Genomic DNA, 22,758 nt, shown 5'->3' with positions numbered 1-22,758 from the left:
CGCGCTTTATTAAATGCGGATTAAACGACAACGCTGCTGTCCTGTTTGCTGATGTATCCACTATATTTTTTTGTATTTTATCCGGTGAGGTTCCAGTGCTGCGGCGCCATAAGTGGCTTTTAGCCAACCTTCGTAATCAGAGTAGTTACCCTCGAAGAAATTTACCTGGCCTTCGTCACGGTAATCCAGAATATGGGTAGCTATCCGGTCCAGAAACCAACGGTCGTGCGAAATCACCATAGCACAACCCGGGAAGTCGAGTAGGGCATTTTCCAGCGCCCGCAGTGTTTCCACGTCCAGGTCATTGGTCGGTTCATCCAGCAGCAACATGTTACCACCTGCTTTTAACAGTGCAGCTAAATGCACCCGGTTGCGCTCACCACCTGAAAGCTCGCCAATAAATTTCTGCTGGTCGTTGCCTTTAAAGTTAAAACGACCCACATAAGCCCGGCTGGGGATTTGGAAACTACCAATCTGCAGCATATCCTGGCCATTTGAAATTTCCTGCCATACCGTATTTTTCGGGTTCATGCTATCGCGGAACTGATCAACGCTGGCCACCTGCACAGTATCGCCAATCTCAATAGTGCCGCTATCGGGCTGTTCGCTGCCGGTGATCATTTTAAACAGCGTTGATTTACCGGCACCGTTCGGGCCAATAATGCCAACAATTGCGCCTTTTGGCACACTGAAACTCAGGTCATTTATCAGCAAACGGTCGGCAAAAGATTTACGCAGGTGGTTAACCTCCAGTACCTTGTCACCCAGACGCGGCCCTGGCGGAATAAACAGCTCGTTAGTTTCGTTACGCTTTTGGAAGTCCTGGCTTTGCAGCGCTTCAAAGCGTGCCATCCGCGCCTTGCTTTTAGCGTGGCGACCCTTAGGGTTAGTGCGTACCCACTCCAGTTCCTGTTTAATGGAGCGCTGGCGGGCATTTTCAGTTTTTTCTTCCTGTTGTAAGCGAGCATCCTTTTGTTCCAGCCAGGACGAATAGTTGCCTTCCCAAGGAATACCATAGCCACGGTCCAGCTCTAAAATCCAGCCGGCGACATTATCAAGGAAGTAACGGTCGTGGGTAATCGCGACCACGGTGCCAGGGTAGTCGTGCAGGAAGCGCTCTAACCAGGCGACGGACTCAGCATCCAGGTGGTTGGTCGGCTCATCCAGCAGCAACATATCGGGCCGTTCCAGCAGCAGCCGGCAAATAGCAACCCGGCGCCGTTCACCGCCTGATAAATGGCCTATATTTGCTTCCCATGGCGGCAAGCGAAGTGCATCAGCAGCACGCTCCAGCGTATTTTCCAGATTATGACCATCTTTGGCCTGAATGAGCGCTTCCAGTTCGCCTTGCTCGCGGGCAAGGGCATCAAAGTCAGCGTTTTCCTCAGCATATGCGGCATAAACCTGATCGAGCCGGCTAAATGCTTCTTTTACATCGGCGACCGCTTCTTCGACAATCTGCCGCACGGTTTTACTGGTATCCAGCACCGGCTCTTGCGGTAAATATCCAATTTTGGTGCCAGCCAGCGGCCGGGCTTCGCCTTCAAATTCGGTATCAACCCCAGCCATAATCCGCAGCAGGGTTGATTTACCAGCGCCGTTTAAACCCAATACGCCAATTTTAGCGCCGGGGAAAAACGACAACGAGATATCTTTTAAAATGGTCTTTTTCGGCGGGACAACTTTTGACACCCGATGCATTGAGTAAATATATTGCGCCATAGTGCTATTACAACCAGTTATTGATGATGGCGCAAATTGTACGTTATTTTAAGCCATCAGGGAAAGCCACTGACTGACAGAACGATAATGATGGCTTTTTACCCGCTAAATCTGTTCTAATAGCAGTCATTATTAGCCACCGAAATGCAGGTATGTTATGGCCGAGTTTGAACACGATCCGAGTTACCAAAAATTTGTTGAAGAAGCTAAAACTAATGGCATCGTCTGGACCCTGGCAGATGGCGAAGATTTGCTGGTAGTAGAGTCTGTCGAGTTTGAAGAAACCGACGTAATGCCCTTTTGGTCTAACAAAGCGGACGCCCAGGCGCATTGTTCAGATGAGTGGGCAGGCTATAAACCAGAAGCAATTCCGCTGGATGTATTTTGCGATGGCTGGTTAAAAGAAATGTACGACGATGGCGTATTAATTGGCACAAACTGGGACGAGTCGTTGAACGGTCCGGAAGTAGAGCCACGTGAGCTGCTGGAATCACTGGCCCGGGTACAGTAATTTTTAGCTACTACATTGTGGCAGTCGGTATTTTGTGGCTATTTAGTAGAAAGTTGAGTTAATTACTAAACTAATGTTTTTGTTTTGCCGTAAAAGCATCACATAACGCTTAGTTGGATTTAAAGTATGTTGTCAGAAGAAGCCGTTTTAGTGCGCAGTGCGCTTGAAGCTCATGGGCTAGAAACCCCAATGCTGGACAATGGCCTGTCCAGGGATGAGAAGTATCGGAAGATCTCCCAGTTAATGACTGAAGTTGTCAGTACACTTGGCCTTGATTTAACGGATGACAGCTTAAGTGAAACGCCGCATCGCATAGCCAAAATGTATGTTGATGAAGTGTTTGGCGGCCTTAATTATAAAAACTTCCCGAAAATAGCCCTGATTGAAAACAAAATGCAGGTGCGGGAAATGGTTAAGGTAAAAGACATTAGTTTTACCAGCACCTGCGAGCATCACTTTGTGACTATCGATGGCAGTGCTACTGTGGCTTATATTCCGCAGGGTAGAATCATTGGTTTGTCTAAGATAAACCGGATTGTCAGGTTTTTTGCTCAGCGCCCACAGGTGCAGGAGCGGCTTACCCAGCAAATTTTGCTGGCATTACAAACCCTGTTGCAAACTAAGGATGTGGCGGTAACCATGGATGCCGTACATTATTGTGTCAAATCACGGGGAGTAATGGATATGAACTCAAAAACCCAGACCACGGCGCTCGGTGGCATTTTTAAAGACGACGGCCGAACCCGTGCCGAGTTTTTAGCGCGCTACTAAGCGCTAAATATATACTGGTAAAAAAGGTGCTTAAGCACCTTTTTTGTTTTTGCAGGGTTTGGCAATAATGACCCTAACAACGTTTTTTATTTCTGCTGCTTAATAAACATGGTCGCATCTTCGGCAGACAAGGGTTTGCTATAGTAGTAGCCTTGTATTTCATCACAACCCAGTTGTTTTAATAAGTCGCGCTGAGCTTCAGTTTCCACGCCCTCTGCAATGGTTTTTAACCCCAGATTATCAGCCATATTGATAATGGCGCTGACGATAGCTTTATCTTGTTTGTCACTGAGCAAGTCGCGGACAAATGACTGATCTATTTTAAGTTTGTTCAATGCAAAGCGTTTAAGATAACTCAGCGAAGAGTATCCGGTACCAAAATCGTCGATAGCGATATGCAGACCGCTGGCTTTAAGCTCTGCGATAAGCGCGATGGCTTTTTCTGGTTGCTCGGCCATAGCACTTTCGGTAATTTCCAGTTCAACATTAGTCGCCGGTACCCCACTGAACTCAATCGCGTTATTAACGAACTGTTGCAAGGTTTCCTGACGAAATTGAATACTGGATAAGTTTATTGCCATATTTAATTGATGAGACCCCATACTGTGCCAATAAGCCAGTTGTTGTAAGGCGGTAATAATAACCCACTCACCGATAGCGATAATTAAACCATTTCTTTCTGCCAGTGGAATAAACTCGGCAGGAGATACCTGACCAAAGTCTTCATGATGCCAGCGCAACAAGGCTTCAAAACCGATTAGTTGCTCGGTATGTAATGAATATTGTGGTTGATAAACAAGGCTGAGTTCATTACGGTCAATTGCCCGTCGCAGGGCGTTTTCCAGTAACAGATTCCGGGTGTGAAACTGTTGCATATCGGCGGTAAAAAAAGAATATCGGTTGCGACCACTTTCTTTTGATTTGTACATTGCAATATCGGCATGTTTATACAACTGATGAAATTGCGCTCCATCCTCCGGGTACATGGCAATACCCACCGACATTGACAGGTTCAACTCCTGCGCCGCCAGGTAGTAAGGCTGTAAAATAAGAGGCAGCATTCGCTCTGCTAAATGGGCTGCGCCGTTGGCGTCAGTGTCTGGCAATACCAATACAAATTCGTCGCCACCCAGCCGGCTAAGGGTATCTTGGGCTCTGCTCAATTTACGCAAACGCTGGGCAACCTGAACCAGTAACTCATCACCTGATTCATGGCCCAGGCTCTCGTTTACTTGCTTAAAACGATCTAAGTCCATCAACAGCATGGCCAGTGGCTGGTTATTTCGCTGCGCATGTAATAACGCCTGTTCGGTACGATCTATCAATAAACTGCGGTTAGGTAACTGAGTAAGGGGGTCGTAGTTTGCCAGAAATTTGATCTGTGCTTCGTCTTTCTTGTACTGACTTATATCACTAAACAGTGCCACATAATGGCTAATCTTTTGCTGATCATCGGTAATTCTGCTGATGGACAGCCATTGCGGATAGGAACTGCCGTTTTTGCGACGGTTCCAGATCTCACCCTGCCAGCTGCCTTGCTGGGCGATAGCCTGCCACATCTGTTCGTAAAAATTTTTATCTTGTCGTCCGGATGCCAGTATTTTCGGGTTTTTGCCCAATACTTCCGCCGCAGTATAGCCACTTATCTTGCTGAAAGCCTGATTTACCATAACAATTTTCTGGTCCGCATCAGTAATCAGTACGCCTTCAGAACTTTGTTCAAACAATCTTGCCATTAGCTGCAGTTTTAATTCTGCTTCTTTGCGAGCAGTAATATCCAGGTGAATGCCAACACTTAGTGATGTTTTCTGGCCTTGCTCATCGAGCAGAGTTTTACCGCGAGATAAGATCCAGCGCCAGCTACCATCAGCATGGCGCATTCGAAAGCTATTGTCGTATGTACTGTCTGGAGCACTATGCTGCAGATAATGATGAAACGCTGCGCTGGCTTTTGCTGCATCGGCCGGATGCAACAGGCTAGTCCAGCAACTGCTGAGATTGTGAGGTAGATTATCGGCAAAGTTGGCTTTGTTATAGCCAAGCATGGCGTAATATTCGCTGCTACCCGTTAACTGATTTTGCGGTTGATAAAACTCCCAGCTTCCGCTGTTGGACGCAGCAATAAATGATTTTTGGCGCTGCAGCTCAGTATGCAGGGCCGCAGTGCGCGTGCGGACAAGTCTTTCCAGTTGGAACTTGTGCATTCTGGTCTGAATGAGCTGGGCGATTAAAACGGCCAGCATAGCGCTAAACAGCAATGCCAGAAGTCGCTGCCGATAGTCGGTATACTTGTCTCCCCAGCCTTTTTCTGGCGCCAGCTGCAACTGCCAGCTTGTATCGCCTAACTTAATAATTTGCACCACGGGATCAGTTAATTTATCTGAGCTCGACTGACGGATGGGGTAAACGATATCACTGTCTTGTTCTAATCGAGCCAGCTGATAATGTATTCCTTGTTGCTGTAAGTTATCCAACCGCTCAAGGCTTTTCAGATCGGCCAGGCGCAGCGTGACATTGACCAGTCCCCACCAAGCTTGCTCTGGCGGATCAAGATATACCGCCAGTCGGCCAATAATACCCTCACCACCTTGCCTCAGCTGATAAGGGCCGGTCACATGAATTATATCGCTGTTCAGGCTGGCGTTTGCTGCACTGGCCTGTTTTGGATCAGTCGTGATCTGATAACCCAGTAACTCGCGGTTACCGGTTAGTGGATAAACCGCTTCAACGATACCAGCTGGCGCTAACGCCAAGGCAGTTACATTTGGATAGTAACGGAACAGCATTTTAGCAAACTGGTTAAACTGACTGACGTCACCTTCTTGTTGCCTGACAAATGCAGCCATTGCGCTGGCGGCACTAAGTTGTCGGTTAAGCTCTTGCTGTAGTGAATAGGCGAACGCGTTGGCGCTGGCGCTGACCTGGCGGTGTTGCTGCAGTTGCCGTTGTTCAGCAAGATAATTGACCAGACTGATGCTGACCAGCAGGCTCAGCAGGAATACCAGTATCGTAACAATAATGAGAAGACGACGTTGTTTGCGAATAAGTTGCGGCATAGAGGTTCAGACGGAAACCGAAATATTAAATACGCTAAGGGTGTTATTGTAGCAGTTGACGATCGTCAGTAGTGACAAAACATAAAATAACCACAGTAAATTATTGGCCGGAACATTGATGAGCAGCTTCGTTGCACCACTGTATTATTATCAAGGAAACCAATACGGTTTGGCATAACGTGTCGACGTAGCGGATTCAATTACCAATTTTAAAATCAGGGACGCAAACCCGGAGGGTTGAACTTGTCTTACCCCGGGTTTGTTAACACTATTGGCAGCGGAATTCGTTAGTCATCCAGCTCCCAGTCATCTAGCAGCTGGCGTAGCCGCTTTTGCTCCATCAAATCATCGATACGCCGGCGCGCTTCATATTTTTGCTTTGCTTTACTGTCTTTGCTGACTTCTTTGCGTAGCTCAATGTCAGTGGCAATATCGTCTTCTTCTACTTGTGGTTCAACCGCTAACAACATAGACAACACCTCCGTTTTTTTTGCCTATTTACCGTTATTCTGGCTGATACAACAGTGAATTATTTTGCAACTAACGATAAATTTTTTTTACTCAAGATCAATCTGTAATTCAGCGGCTGCCAACAAAGGCTGAAATACCTGTTTACGTGGCGAGACCCCTTGTTTGTTTTCGATGATATTCTCAATAAAATCAATAACCTTTTCTTGAAGCCTTACTTTATTAAGCCGGTTAATCCGGGCAATCCCACCGGGGCTCATCACATTAACTTCAATTAGCTTGCCGTTAATAACGTCGATACCGGCAAAAAATAAACCGTCTCTTGCTAAGCGGGGGCCGATATGTGCACAAAGTTTTTTCTCTTGTTCAGTAAGTTGATGTTTTAGCACTGTGCCACCGGCATGCACATTCGAGCGCACATCATCAGGCGGCGGAATGCGGCGCATGGCGCCAATGGGTTTACCATTGAGCATTAATATCCGAATATCACCTTGCTCTGCGCCTTCTACGTATTCTTGCAAAATGACATAGTTGCCTCTCTCACCATCACCAATATAAAAATCCAGCAGGGAGCGGGCACTTTGTACGGCCGACTTCTCCATGACAATGACACCTTTGCCACCGTAACCATTAAGTGGCTTTAAAATCATTTTGTCATTGGCCGATTCCGCTAATACCCGGGCCAGGTAATCTTTATTTTTAGAAACGTGGGTGATGGGAATAAACTCATTGGCCGGGTCATGCAAGGATGCGGTATACATTTTGTTATTAGCTATGCGAATGCCATCCAAATCATTCATTATAAAAGTGTCTTCACGCACTGAGTCCAGAAAGTTCAGTACAATGGGGTCCAATGGCGGGTTTAGCCGGATAAAAATAGCGTCAAAGGCAGCCAGGGGTAATTTCTGCTGGTTAAATTCTACCTTCTGATAAAAGCTGGCAATATTGCTGGAAATTTTCTGACCTTTTACCACCACTTTGCAAAATGCCTGAGCAATACTGTCGCGCACCGTCAGGTTGTTGGCATGAGTGATTGCGACACTGTGGCCACGACTTACCGCCTCATGGATCATCCTGATGGTGCTGTCACCGTCGGGCATTACTTTTTCCCAAGGATACATTAGAAAACAAATTCGCATCGGATACTCAGTTAATTAACAGGGTGATTTATTGATAGTGTGCTAAGCATAATGGGCCTGAGCAAAAATGGAAGCGGATGATAGCGCACGGTTTGGCTTTTATTACTGTTTTTGAAAAATAATGTTGGATTGTAAAAATAGATGTGTGGGTGCATCTGATTGGCGACTCGAGTCGTAGCTTGTAAAAAAATAACAAAGGATCAGATATGGAAACATCGCAACAACAGCTGCTGGAATGGTTGTACGCCACTGCAAATGGCAATCGGTCGGCATTTGAGAAATTGTATCAGGCCAGTTCTGGTAAATTATTTTCAGTATCCCTGCATCTGCTGCGTCGCCATGATTGGGCGGAAGATGTTTTACAGGATGCGTTTGTCCGGATCTGGCACAACGCAGCAGATTATCATGCGGAAAAAGGCACCGTGATGACCTGGATGATTAGTATAACCCGCTATCGGGCGCTGGATCTGCTGAAATCGCGCCGGATTAAAGCAGAGCATCTTGATGTTACGGAGGATTTGGTGGCAGACATAAAGCCGGGGGAGGTGCTGGGCTTAACCAGGGAAAAGGTTAAGTTAGACGATTGTATGGAGGCATTGGTACCCGAGCAACGCCAATCGATCCAGTTGGCTTATTTAAATGGCCTGAGCCATCATGAAATTACCGAGCATACCGGCTCACCATTGGGAACCGTCAAAAGTTGGATCCGCCGTGGTTTAACCCAATTGAAGAGGTGTCTTGAAGGATGAATTATCAACAACAACAAAGACTGGATGCCCTGGCGGTAAATTACGTATTGGGTGGCATGCATGGCCGCGCCAGATTGCGATTTCAGCGACTGATAGCATCGGACAGCCTGGTACGCACTGCGGTGTGGCGCTGGGAGCAGCACCTAAATCCTCTGGCTGCCTCGTTACCGGCTACTGCACCGAGAAGTGAGATCTGGCAAAAAATTCAGCGCCGCTTAGGGTGGTTAGCACCTGAGCCTGCGGTAAGTCGTAGTGTTCGCCCGTTCTGGCTTAGCCTGGCAACAGCCGCTAGTTTGCTACTGGCAGTAGTATTGTTACAACCTATGCTGACAGCGCCGGTACAAACCGAAGTGGCCATTATTCAGACCGCTGAAGCAAAAGCATTATGGTTAGTGTCTAAGCAAGAGCAGCAGCTGGTTTTAAAAGCAACTAAAGCCGTTACGGCCGCTGCTGACAATGACTATCAGTTGTGGATGTTGCCTGCCGATGGCCAGCCACCGATATCGCTTGGTTTGTTACCACAGCAAGGCGAAAGCGTAGTGCAGTGGCCTGTTGCTGCTCAGGGGATTGATATTGCCGCCCTGGCGGTAAGTTTCGAACCGTTAGGCGGCTCACCTACCGGCCAGCCTACCGGGCCGGTGTTATTTACCGCAGAAATTATCACCATATAAACCTGGCACGCCTGTTCTTTATAAAAAACCGCTGCGGCGGTTTTTTTATTTTTTATTTTTTATTTAGCTGCATCCAGTAGCGCAAGTCAGTCGTTACTTGGTGGCAACTTAAATCAAAAAGGATCCATGTTATGCAACGTTCAATCTTATTTTTAGCGGTTACATCAGCCTTAAGTGCCGCAATTTTCGTTACTGAAGTGCAGGCATCAAGTCATCGTGAAGCACCGAGTATTACGCGTTCACCAACGGTAGACGCCACAGACTTCTACGTTTTTAACAGTTACGAAACCGGCCGGGAAGGCTATGTCACGCTGATTGCTAACTATATTCCATTGCAGGATGCGTACGGTGGCCCTAACTACTTCGCATTAGACCCAGCTGCCGTATACAGCATCCATATCGACAACGACGGCGATGCCATGCCTGACTTAAGCTTTAATTTTCGCTTTAGCCAAAGTCTGGTAAATGAAGGCAAAGGTGTGCAACTGGCCATAGGTCCAGATGACAATCAGCGAATGGTGGGAGTACCACTGAAAAACGTCGGCGCGATCAGCAGTGACAGCAGTGCCGCGCTTAATTTTATCGAAAACTACAGTGTTGAACTGGTCAATGGGGCCGACGTTAGCAACTTGATGCCTGCCGACGGCGCTATGCAATTTACTAAACCTTATGACCATGTAGGTAATAAAACTTTTACCAGCAGTGCCGCTTACCAGGCTTATGCTGACCAATATGTCTACGATGTTGCGATGCCAGGTTGCGATGCGATGAGCCGGATATTTGTCGGCCAGCGTAAAGATCCGTTCGTTGTAAATCTGGGTGAAACATTCGACTTAGTGAATTACGTTCCGGTAGAGGGTGATAGCGCGCCAGGTGCTGGCGATGGTGGCGGATTCCCGGGTGGCATTACCCAAAGCAATAGCAATGATGATCTGGTAGACAAAAACGTAACCTCGTTGGCAATTGAAGTACCTACTGCATGTATTACCGGCAGTGGCAATGGCGTAGTAGGTGCCTGGACTACCGCCAGCTTGCCGCAGGCGCGGATTTTAAACCCCAATGCCACCTTTGCTAAACCCGATGTTAATGGTGGAGCCCTGGTCCAGGTATCCAGGTTAAGTAACCCGCTGGTCAATGAGTTGGTTATTGGTTTGGCTGATAAAGATAAATTTAATAGCAGCAAACCTGCTGACGATGGTCAGTTCGCCGACTATGTGACGCATCCAAGTTTGCCCGCGTTACTGAACATTCTTTTTAAAGATGCAGTAAATGCCACGCTGGGAACCGACATTCAAGATTTAGCACCAACTAACTTTCCGCGTTTGGATTTAGTTAATGCATTTTTAACCGGGGTAGAGGGCGTTAATCAATTAGCTACCGTAACGCCGTCTGAAATGTTGCGTTTAAATACGGCTATTCCGGCAAAGCCTGCCGCTATGCAGTCTGCTTTTGGCGTGGCAGGTAACGATTTAGCTGGCTTTCCAAATGGTCGTCGTCCCGGTGATGACGTGGTTGATATTGCGTTACGGGTAGTGATGGGTGCGCTTTGTCATGATATTCCTGTAAACGGTACGCCAACTAATCTGGGATATTGTATGCCGGAAGATGCGCCAGTGGGGGATGTGTCATTCACCGATGGTGCACCGATAAATGCTTCTATGCTGAACAGCGAGTTCCCTTATTTACTAACGCCGCTGGCAGGCTCACCTAACTAAGGAGGTTGTGATGAACAACTTAGCATTAAAAACGGCGCTGCTGCTGGTAACTATTGCCGGGCTTGCGGCCTGCAACAGTAGCGATAAGCCAAATGAAGCACCTCAGTTGATTAGTACCAGCTTTGTCACTGAAACCGATGAGGCGATCAGTGATAAATTACAGGCTTCGGACCCGGAAAATGACCGGCTACGCTATACCCTGGTCATGGCTGCGGAAAGCGGTATGGTCAATGTGCAAAGCGATGGGCAGTTTGTTTATACCCCCGGCAGTGAATTTACCGGCAATGACAGCTTTGCTGTGGCAATTACTGACGGTGAAAATGTGGTAGAGGCGACGGTTTCTATTGATGTTCAGGTGGCAGTGGTATCCTTTTTAAATTATAGCCGCGAGGCGTTTAATCAAGATGCAACTGATACACCATTATCGGTGAATGGTCGGGAGTTTACTGCTGATGCCATGGCTGAAGCAGATTATACCGATCTGCTACAGGGCCTTTAGTCGTAACTAAAACGGGGCGAATGTCGCCCCGTTTTCTATCAGGTCAAGTCGATGAAATACTTTATATTATTACTTTTTTTTGCACTTATTTCTGCGTCCTATGCCGATAGTTATAAACCGGCCGCAAGCGAGACGCTGGTCATTGGATCCGCACTGCCATTAACTGAAGAGATGGCGGCAATAATGCAACGGGTTAGCAAACAACCAGCAGATAACGATTTGTTGACGCTAACGGCGTTGTATTTACAAGGTGCGCGTCAGCCAGGTTACGACAGCTGGTTTCATGAAGCTGAGTACTGGCTTAGTAAAGTAAGTGTCGCTAACCACGCTAACATTGAATACCAGCTGCTCGCTGCTGACCTTAAGCAACAACAGCATCAGTTTGACGCGGCTTTAGCCCGGCTGGAACAGGTTTTTAAGCTGCAACCCCATCATTTAACCGCCAGCCTGATGGCAGCACGTATTTATCTGGCAACTGCACAACATCAGGCAGCTCAGGACGCCTGTGCCAGATTGTGGCAGCAAGACTTATTTTTATTTTCCGTGTGTAGCTATGAAGTGGCCGGGCGTAAAGGCAATTGGCAACAAAGCTATACTGCCTTACAGACCCTGTATCAACGCCAGCAGAGTCTTCCGATAACGATCGAGTTATGGCTGCGCGGTATTCTGGCTGAACAAGCCGAACAAACCGGGCAATTGGCACAGGCCAGAGACTGGCTGAATCCCGTGTTGGCTCAGGCTCCTACCAGCTTATGGCTGAAGTGGGCGGATTTAAGCCTGGCTCTGGCAGACGATGAGCTGGTCTATCAGCAGCTAATGCCGAAACATCAGCAGCTGGCATTGGCTGATAGTTTGCTGGTGCGACTGGCGGCAGCTGAACAAAACCTCAATAAAGGTACGATTATCAGCACTGAGCTGGCGCAAAGCGTAAAACTCAGGCTAGCACGTGGTGATACTGATCATGCAGCAGATATTGCCCATTATTACTTAAAAGTGAACCCTGACGCTGAAGCAGCATTGCATTGGGCGGAACTTAACTATTTATCTGCCAAAGAACCTGACGATTTAATGTTGCTCCAGCAAAGTAAGGCGGCACTACGCCAGCAGAAAAGGAAAACGTTATGAACCGTAATTTTAAACTGGTCTGCTGTTTTATCGCCGTTGCTTCAGTGGCTCCAGCAGCCCTGGCGCATAAGTTCAGTACAGCCTATATGGATGTCAAACTCAGCAATGATCAGCCTATCCTGCTCTGGAAAGTTGCGCTGCATGATCTGGCGCAAGCCCGGTTAATCTCCGCTGAAAATAGCCATCAGGTCTCCTGGCAGCAGGTTATGGACAGTGCACCTGTCCTTAATCGCTATTTAACCGAGCAGGTTGCGTTTAAAAGTGCGGGTACGCCTTGCAAAATCACCCCCGCTGTAGCCGCCGACTGGCAATTGCAGCAAATTAAGCGCGATCTTTATGTGGTATTGCCCATCACAGTGAGTTGTAACAGTAGTAGCAATTGGCAACTGACATACCGGGCATTATTTGCCAGTGAACCCAGCCATAAACTGCTGTTGTCCTGGCAAGTGCCCGCAACGGCATCTAATCAGGTGCTGACAGCAGACGCTGACACATATCCAGTTAATTGACTTACACTATGCCGGATTACTTATGAAGAACTCTCGATATTGTCTGCTGTTCAGTGCTATTGCATTAAGCAGCGTATCAGCGCGGCTGGCAGCAGATCCGCTATCCGCCCATATGATGGAACAAATTACCATTAAAGGCCGGCAAACTGACTTGCTAGGCCAGGCTAGCTCGGCGTCTGAAGGCATAATTGGCAACGCAGAGATAAGTGACAGACCATTGCTGCGCACGGGTGAAGTGCTGGAGTTTATTCCCGGTATGGTGGTTACCCAGCATAGCGGCAGTGGCAAAGCAAACCAGTATTTTTTACGAGGGTTTAATCTGGACCATGGTACTGATTTCAGCACCAGTGTCGACGGTATGCCAATAAATATGCGAAGCCATGGCCACGGCCAGGGCTATAGTGACCTAAGTTTTATTATACCTGAGTTGATTAGCCAGATTGAGTATCAAAAAGGTACTTATCAGGCGAATGATGGTGACTTTTCCGCTGCGGGTTCTGCCCGGTTCAGTATTCAAAATCGTACCTCAACTGATATTTCGATGGCTATTGGCCAGGACAATTACCGGCGATTGATGGCAAAGGGCAGCAGTAAGCAGGGCAACGGTAATTTACTGTTGGCGGGCGAGTTGCAGCACTATGATGGCCACTGGACTGATATTAATGAAGATGTTAAGAAATTAAACGGTATGGCGCGCTACAGCCAGCCACTGAGCAGTGGCCAGTTATCAGTAACTGCCATGGCCTATGATAATAGCTGGAATGCGGCCGACCAGATACCTGCACGCGCGGTGGCAAATGGTCAGATCGACAGGCTGGGTTCACTTGATACCACTGTCGGAGGCCAGAGCAGCCGTTACAGCGTGTCAGCAAACTGGTATAGCGATGCCTGGCAGGCGAGTGCTTATCTGATTGATTCTGAATTGGATTTGTGGTCTAACTTTACCTATTTTTTAACCGATCCGGTCAATGGTGATCAGTTTGAACAAGTTGATAAGCGCCAGGTTGTCGGCGGTAAATTAAGCCATCACTGGCACCACCGGGTTGGCCAGTTTGCAGTCGAGCATGTTGTTGGTGTGCAGTTGCGTTATGACGATATTGGCGAAGTAGGCTTGTATAACACCCGCTCCCGCCAGCGGTTAAGTACCGTGCGCAGCGATAAGGTACAGCAAGGCTCTGTCGGGGTATTCAGCCAGTCAGATATTCAGCTAAATGCTGATTGGACCGCCCATTTTGGCGTGCGTTACGACTATATGGATGCGTCAGTTGACAGTGCGCTAACTGCGGCCAATTCCGGCGAGGCATCAGATGATATTGTGACCCTCAAAGCAGGTATTAGTTATCAGTTTGCGCCAAACTGGCAGGCTTACTTTAATGCCGGCCAGGGGTTTCATTCGAATGATGCCCGGGGCGCAACTACGCTGGCTGATCCTCTGACGCTAGCAACGGTAGAGCCGGTCGATTTGCTGGTTAAAGCTGATGGTGCTGAACTTGGCTTACGTTTCTTCGATTACACCGCTTTTAATGCGTCAATGGCAATCTGGTATCTTGAGCTTGATTCAGAACTGCTGTACGTCGGCGATGCCGGTACCAATGAGCCCAATCGTGGCAGCAAACGTTATGGCGTGGAATTGGCAGCGTATTACTGGCTTGGCAGCAACTGGAGCCTGGATGCGGAGCTGGCAGTAACCCGTTCTCGTTTTACCGGTACTGAAGAGGGAGCAGGCAATTATGTTGATGGTTCACTGCCACTGGTTGCCAGCATGGGACTGATCTACAAAGCCGATCGTCCCTGGCAAGCCAGTTTACGGTTACGCCATTTTGGTAAACGGACGCTGGAGATTTTTAATGTGCAACGTTCTGCCGCAACAACCGTGCTCAACGCTGGTTACCAATTCGCCTGGCAGCAGTGGCAGTTTGGCGTTGATGTATTAAATTTGCTTGATAGCAACGATAACGACATTGACTACTTTTACAGCTCGCGCTTGCAGGGTGAACCTGCTGCAGGCCTGGAAGACCGGCATTCGCATCCGTTAGAGCCCAGAACATTGCGCTTAAAGCTGACATATCGTTTTTAAACAAATGCTGTCGCAGGTAGGGAGATCGGTTTAAGCTAAACTTACGTAGTAGTTTAGCTTAATACTAATCATGTAACGGGAGAGGTAAAATGAAAAAATGGATAAGTGCTGCGGCGTTGGCCGGTTCGTTAACAGCCCTACCAGTAATGGCAAATCAGTGTGGTGAAATTTTAAGCCATGCTATGCAACAACTTAATACCCGGGAGACGGTCGATTTATGTCAGCAGTATCAGGGTAAAACCGTGTTAGTGGTCAACACTGCCAGCAAATGTGGCTTTACCAAGCAGTTTGAAGGGCTGGAAGCGTTGTATCAGAAGTATCAGGACAAAGGCCTGGTGGTGTTGGGTTTTCCATCTGACAGCTTTAAGCAAGAATATGATGATGCCGAAAAAACGGCTGAAGTCTGTTACCTGACTTACGGCGTTAAATTCCCCATGTTTACCACTACTAAAGTAAAGGGTGACGACGCTAACCCGGTATTCAAAGCGTTAATTTCGAAAACCGGTGAAACCCCATCATGGAACTTTAATAAGTATCTGGTCAGCGCCGATGAACAAACGGTAAAGCACTTTGGCAGCCGCACCGCGCCGGATGATAAAGACTTTATTGCTGAGCTGGAGAAGATGCTGGCAACAAATAGCGGTACTGAAAAGACAACTAAATCTGGCGAATAAAGGCTTGACCAGAGGCGCAGCTGCGGCTAGAACCTCGATTTGGACATCACAGAGTGTCTGAGTGAGTGCGCAAGCGCGAACGAGTTGCTGTGATGGGCCAAAGCGAGTGTTGTAGCTAAAGCAGTTGAACTTGCACTAGCCGCAGTTGACTAATCTGGGCCAGTTGTTTCTGGTTAAATAGCAAGTATGTCACTAACTACTTTTGGCTCTGCTCAAAAGCTTCATCAACAGTGTTAGGTTTCGCTTCAGCCGCTGAACGGGCAAGTACATCGCAACGCTCGTTTTCCGGGTGGCCGGCGTGGCCTTTAACCCAGTGCCACTCTACCTTATGTTTTACCGCGGCAGCATCTAAACGTTGCCATAAATCCTGATTTTTAACCGGCTGCTTTTGGCTGGTTTTCCAGTTATTGCGTTTCCATCCAGCCAGCCATTGCATAATACCCAACCGTACATATTGGCTATCGGTGGTCAGATCAACCTGGCACGGAGATTTTAAGCTTTCCAGTGCAGTAATTGCGGCCAGCAATTCCATCCGGTTATTAGTGGTCAGACGAAAGCCGCCGCTGAGTTCTTTGCGATGCTCGTTGTACACCAAAATAGCGCCGTAACCGCCTGGTCCCGGGTTACCCAGACAAGAACCATCGGTATAGATCGCAACACTTTTCTGCATAAAGCCTTTCCTCAAAGCAAAACGGCGTATAATCTAACTTAAATGCAGTAAAAAGCGAAATCTGTTATGACAAAGCGACAAATTATTCTGGATACCGAAACCACAGGTATTAACCCACGGGAAGGGCACCGTATTATTGAAATTGGTTGTGTAGAGCTGGTAAACCGTCGTTTTACTGGTAACAACTATCATGTTTATATTAACCCGGAGCGGGAAATTGAAGCTGAAGCGATTGCGGTGCATGGTATTACTAACCAGCGTTTAGCGGATGAGCCAAAATTTCGGGAGATAGCGAAAAGTTTTTTTGATTATATTCAAGGTGCTGAACTGGTTATTCACAATGCAGCGTTTGACGTAGGTTTTATTGATCATGAATTTGCCCGGTTGCGTCCAGCATTGCCTCCGGTAAATGAATACTGTGCCGTACTCGACACCCTGAAACTGGCGCGGGAGCTGCATCCCGGCCAGAAAAACAACCTGGATGCACTGTGCCGGCGTTACGATATCAACAACAGCCATCGAACCTTACATGGCGCTTTGCTCGATGCCGAGATCCTGGCCGATGTATACCTGCTGATGACGGGTGGCCAGGTCAGCTTAAATCTGGCAGCAGAGCAAGATCAGGCAGAGCAGGGTGATAGCGGTCAGTCAGTTATTATTCGTAACAGTAAGTTAAAGGTGATTAAAGCATCTGCCGATGAACTGCAAGCACATGAAACGCGGCTTGATTTAGTTCAGAAGAAAGGAGGAAGTTGCTTGTGGCGCAACTAAAGGGACAATGGTGGTGTTTGCTGGTGCTGGTATTGCTTTGGCCCACCCTGACACCTGCTCGCCAGGATTTAGCCGTGCAAGCCGAACCGCCGCTGACACAAGCGCAGGCAAACGCCGAAGCCGTAAGTACGGAACCAGAAGGTTTCGCCCTGCTCGACGATTTACCTACCAAAAACCAGATCCCTTTTTTTGAAAATCGTTTTCGGATTGATAGTGAAGTAGAAACTATAACCTTGCTGATGTTTCGTCGCCCGGGCAGCGCGTCCGTGGTATTGGTCAGACCGGATGGCAGCAAATTACATTTTAATACTGCACAAGAAAATAAGGTGCGCTGGCATGATGCCGCTACCTACGACTTAATTGAAATTGACAATCCGATGCCAGGCCCATGGCAGGCCATTGGCCGGATCTTGCCTGAAAGCCGTGTAATGGTGCTTACCGATATTAAGCTGGAAGTTGATCCGTTACCCGATAATTTAATGGTGGGAGAAACGGTGAAAGTGACCGCGCGGATTCGACATGGCGGCGCAGCAATTAATGCCCGGGAATTCAGGGAAGTGCTAACCTTGGAAGTTATTTTTATCAGTACTAACAACGCTGAATATGACAATTTTGGTCGCGGTATTATTCAGGTAGCAACGTTTCGTGACGATGGCCGGGGCTTTGATGAGCGCTCACGCGATGGCATATTTACCGGCGAATTTAAACTGGATTTTGTTGCAGGGCAGTGGACTCCGAAATACATTGTTCGCACAGAACTGTATACCCGCGAACTGGAGCAAGAGCCTGTTATTTTAAAACCCGCACCAATAAATCCCAAGGTCGTGCTAGGGGCAACGGATATCGAAAATCATCAGGTTATTTTTCAACTGACTGAGCCAGGAGTGGTCGCAGACAGCTTATTGATCCAGGGTCGGATCCGTTATCCTGATGGCAGTATTGACCCGTTTGCCCTGAACGCGCAAGATAATCCGGATGCGGCATTGGAAGTAGTGAATAAGGGGTTTGGTAGTTACATTCTGGAAACCGCGGTATTTGGTAACTGGCAAAGTGGCCGGGAGTTTATGTTAACGATGCCGGAACTGAGCTTTGTAGTAAATCAACAAACCTTCGCAGCCCCTGAGCTGGAGCAGTTGCCCGAACACCTGATTGCTGAACATCAGGTAGAAGATATTGAGCCCGTACCTGAGTTTCCCTGGGCTATGGTCATTGGCATTAATTTATTTATTATCATTGCCGGTAGCCTGGTTATCTGGTTCATTATGAGCGGTAAAAAGCCTGCGACGTTGTTATTCTGGCGTAAGCCGTCAGCCAATACAACGAAGCAGCCTAAGCCAGCTAAAGCAGCGGGCAACAGCAGCAAAATAGTAACTTCGCCGACAAAAGCACAAAAAAACAACGATCTGGATGATATTCTGGATCTTTCCCTACCGGATGATTAAGGAATAGCCAAAAGCAACGAAAAAGGAGTTGACGGGCTTTGGCCTTATCCGTATCATTCCCGCCGCACCAGACGATACCCAAATGAAATTGTCTGGTGTAATTAGCGCGGAGCGGTAGTTCAGTCGGTTAGAATACCGGCCTGTCACGCCGGGGGTCGCGGGTTCGAGTCCCGTCCGCTCCGCCAATTTTGTTGCTTCTTCGGAGCGGTAGTTCAGTCGGTTAGAATACCGGCCTGTCACGCCGGGGGTCGCGGGTTCGAGTCCCGTCCGCTCCGCCATAGCAGCAAAACGCTTTCTGATTCCGGAGCGGTAGTTCAGTCGGTTAGAATACCGGCCTGTCACGCCGGGGGTCGCGGGTTCGAGTCCCGTCCGCTCCGCCATTTCAGTTAGTTACCATCAGAGCGCAAGCTCACTTCAGCGCGGAGCGGTAGTTCAGTCGGTTAGAATACCGGCCTGTCACGCCGGGGGTCGCGGGTTCGAGTCCCGTCCGCTCCGCCATTTCAATTGTCAGTAATCGTCTGCGCAGCCAACTAGCAGTCTATGCTTGTGTCGCTTGTACATATCGGTTTGCTTCGCTGCTTATTTTTGTGGTCTCGCCGCGGGGCAGACAGCAGGTAAAGTTAACCGGAAACTGGTTCCGACACCCACTGTAGAATCTACGCTAATAGCTCCTCCCAAGGTACTTGCCACTAAATTATACACAATAGCCAATCCCAAACCACTGCCGCCGTTACTTCTTTTCGTGGTATAAAAAGGCTCAAAGATACGTTTTTGCTCAGCTTTTTCAATGCCCTTGCCACTGTCACGCACCGTCAGTTCAACACCATTTTTCAGGTTTTTATCGATTGAAAAAACGATCTGGTTGCCACTGTGGCGTTGTTCAAAAGCATGAATACAGGCGTTAATTACCAGGTTGGTAACAACCTGAGCAATGGCGCCGGGATAGGTTGTGATACGCACGGGGTGGTCACATTGAATTACATGACTAACATTGTAGGCTTTGGTGTAGGGTTTCAGGGTTGATACCAGCGTATGTATATACTCTGCCAGGTTAATAGTTTGAATATCATAGCTTGATTGATCGACTGCGGTTTTTTAAAATTTATCACCAGTTCAGCAGAGCGGTTTAGTGTCCGTTCTATCACCCCATGACTGTCATGTAACGCCTTGATGGTCGTTTCCAGTTTACTTCGACTTAAGCTGTTGCTTGTCAGCAGTTTATGTAATCTATCAGTAAGTTCAATGCAGTGAGAATTCGCAGTAATAGCTATTCCCAGCGGCGTGTTCACTTCATGCGCTACACCCGCGACTAATGCACCTAAAGAAGCCATTTTTTCAGATTCAACCAATTGGGCCTGAGTTTGCTGCAACTCAGCAATATGCCTTTCCAGTTGTTCAGTGCGTTCAACCACCCGGCGTTCGAGCTGCTGATTTAACTGTTCCAGTTGTTGCTGATATTGTTTTTTCTGACTGGCAGTCAATGCCCTGCCATATAAATCGGCCAGGGCTGCTACAAAATGCGTTTCGTCATCCGTCCATCTTTTTATTTTGTGTTTTTGTTCACAACAAATAATGCCGATCATTTCGCCAGCAAAGCGGATAGGGACATCCAACATCGACACAATGTCAGCCGGTATAAGATAGCTTTCGGTAAACTCTGCAGTAGCGGGATGGTTGCAGGCATCGATAACGCGGATCACCCGCTGATGATCAAGCGCACTGAAGTAAGCCGGTAGGTCGCGACGATGGAAAGTAGCCTTTTCAGTGCTTAATGGTAAATCCCCGTCCAGTAGTTGCTCTCGGGTAATGACATTGCGTTCGTCATCAAAACACCACAAGCTTACCCGGGCTATTGCTAAACCATTTAAACAGGCTTGTAATAATAGAAGCTCGGCAGCCTGACAGTCACCACTATCCAGTACCGGGCTTAATGATACATGGAGCAGAATATTTTCAAGGGTTGTATCCACATCAACCAACTCTGGGTTTAGGCAGATTAACCCGCCTGTTATATTCATCTCGTTTAGTGTGTTGTCTACTATAGCAATGAATTTAACAGGACACGAACAATCAGAGGTATATCATGATTTTTGCTGACGATTCCTAATTGGTACTTTACCAGCGATAAACCAACCCAGAATCATCATAATGACAAATCCAGCGGTACCGCTGCTCGCAGCAGGTAAAGCTGCAATCGCGGGCCCCGGGCAATAGCCAGCCAGCCCCCAGCCGACACCAAATACAGCGGCTCCAAGCAGTAACGATGGCTCCAGTTGCTGTTTTGCAGGCAGCGAAAAGTCAGCCCGAAGTAGTGGCGAGCCTCTTTTCAACAGTAGCCTGAAACCCAGAGTGTACACGACCAACGCTGCGACCATTACTAAAGCCAGGCTGGGATCCCAGTTGCCGGTGATATCCAGAAAACCTAACACTTTTGCCGGGTCAATCATTTTCGAAATGGCGATACCGGCAGAAATCAACAAACCACTGAGCAACGCAAAAAACAGTTGCATAAAAACCTCACTTGTTAAAAGAAACTGGCAACAACAACGCCGCTGGCCATAAAAATTATGGTTGCAACAATCGATCGCGGGGCAAAGCGTCCAATACCACAAATGCCGTGGCCAGACGTACATCCGCTGCCCCAGGCTGTGCCAAGGCCCACCAGTAAGCCGGCAAACAGGGTTTTACTGTTAAGATCGGGTGTGCTGTAGCTAAAGTCACTTACTGCAAAACCAACCAGTAGCGGGCCAAGTAGTAACCCGACAACAAAAGCCAGTCGCCAGCTGCGACCTTCTCGTTGAAATATAGCCAGGCTGGCAATGCCGGAGATACCGGCAATCCGGCCGAGGGTTGCCAGTAACAACAGAGCGCCAAAGCCAATCAGGCCGCCACCAACCAATGCTGAAACGGGTGTGAAATTATCCATGCTGCTCCTCTAATTTATTTAATTGTTTTGTAGTGCCAGCTTAGCGTCATGCCAACCTTGCATGCCACCAGCTACTGAATAAACCTCAGTGAAGCCCATGCGCTGTAACGATTCTGCAGCCAGAGCAGAGCGGCCGCCAGAACGGCAAATCAGGTATAAGGGTTCGCTGGCTAACTGGGTTAACGCCACGTCGGCAGCACAACCATTGGCGGCAACAGCAGGGTGACTGGCCAGTTGCATTTCTAATACCCCTCGTGGAAAATTAACAGCACCGGCAATGTGTCCCTCGTTAAATTCTGCCGGTTCCCGCACATCTATCAGTCGCGGCTCGGGTTTATGCTGTAAATAAGTCAGCAGTTCCGCAATAGTAATTTCTTTAATATTGCTCTTTGCCTCGCTAATCAGTTGCTGTGACGTTTTCATAAAATGCTCCTGTCCTATTAGTAACCATAATTAAATCACTGATTGGAAAATAACGAATACTGCCATCACCGCTAAAAATATGGCAAAACCACGTTGCAGTTTCTCCTTGGGAAGTCGGCGGCCAATCCATCCGCCGACGTAGCTACCTGCAATACCGGCAATTATCATTAACACAATAACTGACCAGTCAAACTGTAGTCCTTTGGCGCTGAACACCATAAAATATTTGGCAAAGCCAACAAAAGATTTCATGGCAATAATAAATAAGCTGGTGGCAACGCTGATAGCAATGGGTAATCCGCCCATCAGAACTAACGCTGGTACGATTAAAAAGCCGCCACCAACACCAACAAAACCGGTAATAACACCAACAACTAAACCATCGGCGATGACTTTGGCTTTGTTAAAACTATGCTGATGGTTGGTATCTGTTAACTTGCTGCGCCACATAAATACTGCAGCAACAAGCATCAGTAACGAAAATACTAATAGTTGCCAGCGACTGTCGATAAGCGTCCCCAACCAGGCACCACCATAAGTACCGGCCATCCCCGGTACTCCAAACCACAGTACATGGCGCCAGCTAATCAGTCTTTTCATGCCATTGTGCACCGAGCCAAATAAGCTGATGCCAGCAACAATAAGTAACGAAGAGGCAATGGCCAGCTCTGCCGGCATGCCAATGAGGTATAGCAGCACTGGTACTGTCAGAATAGAGCCGCCCGAGCCAAACAGGCCAAGGCTTAAACCAATAAGCAGCGCTCCAAATAAGACCAGCATGTCGCCCCCCATATAGCAAAAAAGAATAAGCTTATAACTTCATTTTATTCTAAAGGGTTT

23 protein-coding genes and 4 tRNA genes are annotated in these 22,758 nt (G+C 47.9%); 16 read left to right on the top strand and 11 right to left on the bottom strand.

The genetic code is table 11. The annotated features are described in order from the left end of the window. Positions 1-60 precede the first annotated feature (60 nt). Entirely contained in the window at positions 61-1,722 is a 1,662-nt protein-coding gene (gene ettA, locus B2Q61_RS16400) for an energy-dependent translational throttle protein EttA (RefSeq protein WP_290617731.1), read from the bottom strand. A gap of 157 nt (positions 1,723-1,879) precedes the next feature. On the opposite strand from ettA, the gene B2Q61_RS16395 reads away from it, so the two are divergent. Both B2Q61_RS16395 and folE read left to right on the top strand, forming a co-directional pair. Beyond that, a complete protein-coding gene (locus B2Q61_RS16395) occupies positions 1,880-2,233 on the top strand; it encodes a DUF2750 domain-containing protein (protein WP_290611084.1) in 354 nt (117 codons plus the stop codon). A gap of 126 nt (positions 2,234-2,359) precedes the next feature. Then, entirely contained in the window at positions 2,360-3,004 is a 645-nt protein-coding gene (gene folE, locus B2Q61_RS16390) for a GTP cyclohydrolase I FolE (RefSeq protein WP_290617729.1), read from the top strand. An 86-nt stretch (positions 3,005-3,090) separates the two neighbouring features. Here the strand turns inward: folE and B2Q61_RS16385 are convergent, their stop codons facing one another. The 3 genes from B2Q61_RS16385 to B2Q61_RS16375 form a co-directional block, all read right to left on the bottom strand. Beyond that, positions 3,091-6,060, bottom strand: a complete 2,970-nt coding sequence (locus B2Q61_RS16385) for a bifunctional diguanylate cyclase/phosphodiesterase (protein WP_290617728.1) — start codon at positions 6,058-6,060, stop codon at positions 3,091-3,093. 287 nt (positions 6,061-6,347) lie between these two features. Then, positions 6,348-6,530 (bottom strand): PA3496 family putative envelope integrity protein, encoded by a 183-nt coding sequence (locus B2Q61_RS16380; protein ID WP_290617726.1) that lies wholly within the window; start codon positions 6,528-6,530, stop codon positions 6,348-6,350. 87 nt (positions 6,531-6,617) lie between these two features. Then, positions 6,618-7,667: a glutathione synthetase gene (locus B2Q61_RS16375; RefSeq protein WP_290617724.1), complete on the bottom strand. Its 1,050-nt coding sequence runs from the start codon at positions 7,665-7,667 to the stop codon at positions 6,618-6,620. 206 nt (positions 7,668-7,873) lie between these two features. Between B2Q61_RS16375 and B2Q61_RS16370 the strand changes: the two genes are divergently transcribed. From B2Q61_RS16370 to B2Q61_RS16335, 8 genes are all read left to right on the top strand, one after another. Next, on the top strand, positions 7,874-8,416 hold the full coding sequence (locus tag B2Q61_RS16370; protein WP_290617722.1) for a sigma-70 family RNA polymerase sigma factor: 543 nt from the start codon (positions 7,874-7,876) through the stop codon (positions 8,414-8,416). Then, positions 8,413-9,087, top strand: coding sequence for an anti-sigma factor (locus tag B2Q61_RS16365; protein ID WP_290617720.1), 675 nt, complete (start codon positions 8,413-8,415; stop codon positions 9,085-9,087). Before B2Q61_RS16370 ends, B2Q61_RS16365 begins: the two co-directional genes overlap by 4 nt. A 131-nt stretch (positions 9,088-9,218) precedes the next feature. Next, positions 9,219-10,802 (top strand): DUF4331 domain-containing protein, encoded by a 1,584-nt coding sequence (locus B2Q61_RS16360; RefSeq protein ID WP_290617718.1) that lies wholly within the window; start codon positions 9,219-9,221, stop codon positions 10,800-10,802. A 10-nt stretch (positions 10,803-10,812) separates the two neighbouring features. Next, complete coding sequence (locus B2Q61_RS16355; RefSeq protein ID WP_290617717.1) at positions 10,813-11,301, top strand: Ig-like domain-containing protein; 489 nt, start codon at positions 10,813-10,815, stop codon at positions 11,299-11,301. Between the two features lie 51 nt (positions 11,302-11,352). Continuing rightward, positions 11,353-12,426 carry a tetratricopeptide repeat protein gene (locus B2Q61_RS16350; protein WP_290617715.1) on the top strand — a complete coding sequence of 358 codons (1,074 nt, stop codon included), beginning with the start codon at positions 11,353-11,355 and terminating at the stop codon, positions 12,424-12,426. Further along, on the top strand, positions 12,423-12,935 hold the full coding sequence (locus B2Q61_RS16345) for a hypothetical protein (protein ID WP_290617713.1): 513 nt from the start codon (positions 12,423-12,425) through the stop codon (positions 12,933-12,935). The genes B2Q61_RS16350 and B2Q61_RS16345 overlap by 4 nt, the downstream gene beginning before the upstream one ends. Before the next feature lie 22 nt (positions 12,936-12,957). Then, positions 12,958-15,012: a TonB-dependent receptor gene (locus tag B2Q61_RS16340; protein ID WP_290617711.1), complete on the top strand. Its 2,055-nt coding sequence runs from the start codon at positions 12,958-12,960 to the stop codon at positions 15,010-15,012. 89 nt (positions 15,013-15,101) lie between these two features. Then, a complete protein-coding gene (locus B2Q61_RS16335; RefSeq protein WP_290617710.1) occupies positions 15,102-15,686 on the top strand; it encodes a glutathione peroxidase in 585 nt (194 codons plus the stop codon). Between the two features lie 196 nt (positions 15,687-15,882). On the opposite strand, the gene rnhA is transcribed toward B2Q61_RS16335, so the two are convergent. Further along, on the bottom strand, positions 15,883-16,356 hold the full coding sequence (gene rnhA, locus B2Q61_RS16330; RefSeq protein WP_290617709.1) for a ribonuclease HI: 474 nt from the start codon (positions 16,354-16,356) through the stop codon (positions 15,883-15,885). A 66-nt stretch (positions 16,357-16,422) separates the two neighbouring features. Here rnhA and dnaQ point away from each other — a divergent pair, with 66 nt between their 5' ends. The 6 genes from dnaQ to B2Q61_RS16300 all read left to right on the top strand — a co-directional run bounded on the left by dnaQ (position 16,423) and on the right by B2Q61_RS16300 (position 19,067). Further along, on the top strand, positions 16,423-17,127 hold the full coding sequence (gene dnaQ, locus B2Q61_RS16325) for a DNA polymerase III subunit epsilon (RefSeq protein ID WP_290617708.1): 705 nt from the start codon (positions 16,423-16,425) through the stop codon (positions 17,125-17,127). After that, positions 17,115-18,569 (top strand): TIGR03503 family protein, encoded by a 1,455-nt coding sequence (locus B2Q61_RS16320; protein ID WP_290617706.1) that lies wholly within the window; start codon positions 17,115-17,117, stop codon positions 18,567-18,569. Before dnaQ ends, B2Q61_RS16320 begins: the two co-directional genes overlap by 13 nt. A gap of 108 nt (positions 18,570-18,677) precedes the next feature. Further along, positions 18,678-18,754, top strand: a tRNA-Asp gene (locus B2Q61_RS16315). Between the two features lie 16 nt (positions 18,755-18,770). After that, positions 18,771-18,847: transfer RNA gene (locus tag B2Q61_RS16310), tRNA-Asp, on the top strand. A gap of 25 nt (positions 18,848-18,872) precedes the next feature. Next, positions 18,873-18,949: transfer RNA gene (locus B2Q61_RS16305), tRNA-Asp, on the top strand. Between the two features lie 41 nt (positions 18,950-18,990). Next, a tRNA-Asp gene (locus B2Q61_RS16300) sits at positions 18,991-19,067 on the top strand. Between the two features lie 81 nt (positions 19,068-19,148). Here the strand turns inward: B2Q61_RS16300 and B2Q61_RS16295 are convergent. The 6 genes from B2Q61_RS16295 to B2Q61_RS16270 form a co-directional block, all read right to left on the bottom strand. Beyond that, entirely contained in the window at positions 19,149-19,529 is a 381-nt protein-coding gene (locus B2Q61_RS16295) for a sensor histidine kinase (protein WP_290617704.1), read from the bottom strand. A 53-nt stretch (positions 19,530-19,582) separates the two neighbouring features. Beyond that, positions 19,583-20,539: a GAF domain-containing protein gene (locus B2Q61_RS16290; protein WP_290617701.1), complete on the bottom strand. Its 957-nt coding sequence runs from the start codon at positions 20,537-20,539 to the stop codon at positions 19,583-19,585. A gap of 111 nt (positions 20,540-20,650) precedes the next feature. After that, complete coding sequence (locus B2Q61_RS16285) at positions 20,651-21,079, bottom strand: DUF6691 family protein (RefSeq protein ID WP_290617699.1); 429 nt, start codon at positions 21,077-21,079, stop codon at positions 20,651-20,653. A 14-nt stretch (positions 21,080-21,093) separates the two neighbouring features. Continuing rightward, positions 21,094-21,495, bottom strand: coding sequence for a YeeE/YedE family protein (locus B2Q61_RS16280; RefSeq protein WP_290617697.1), 402 nt, complete (start codon positions 21,493-21,495; stop codon positions 21,094-21,096). 18 nt (positions 21,496-21,513) lie between these two features. Further along, positions 21,514-21,918 (bottom strand): rhodanese-like domain-containing protein, encoded by a 405-nt coding sequence (locus B2Q61_RS16275; RefSeq protein ID WP_290617696.1) that lies wholly within the window; start codon positions 21,916-21,918, stop codon positions 21,514-21,516. Positions 21,919-21,948: 30 nt separating this feature from the next. Beyond that, positions 21,949-22,698 carry a sulfite exporter TauE/SafE family protein gene (locus tag B2Q61_RS16270; RefSeq protein ID WP_290617694.1) on the bottom strand — a complete coding sequence of 250 codons (750 nt, stop codon included), beginning with the start codon at positions 22,696-22,698 and terminating at the stop codon, positions 21,949-21,951. Positions 22,699-22,758: the final 60 nt, after the last annotated feature.

This window comes from Arsukibacterium sp. UBA5043, assembly GCA_002415085.1.
Lineage (GTDB): Bacteria > Pseudomonadota > Gammaproteobacteria > Enterobacterales > Alteromonadaceae > Alishewanella.
The sequence above is the reverse complement of the archived record's forward strand: the minus strand, read 5'-3'. Positions and strand labels throughout refer to the sequence as shown.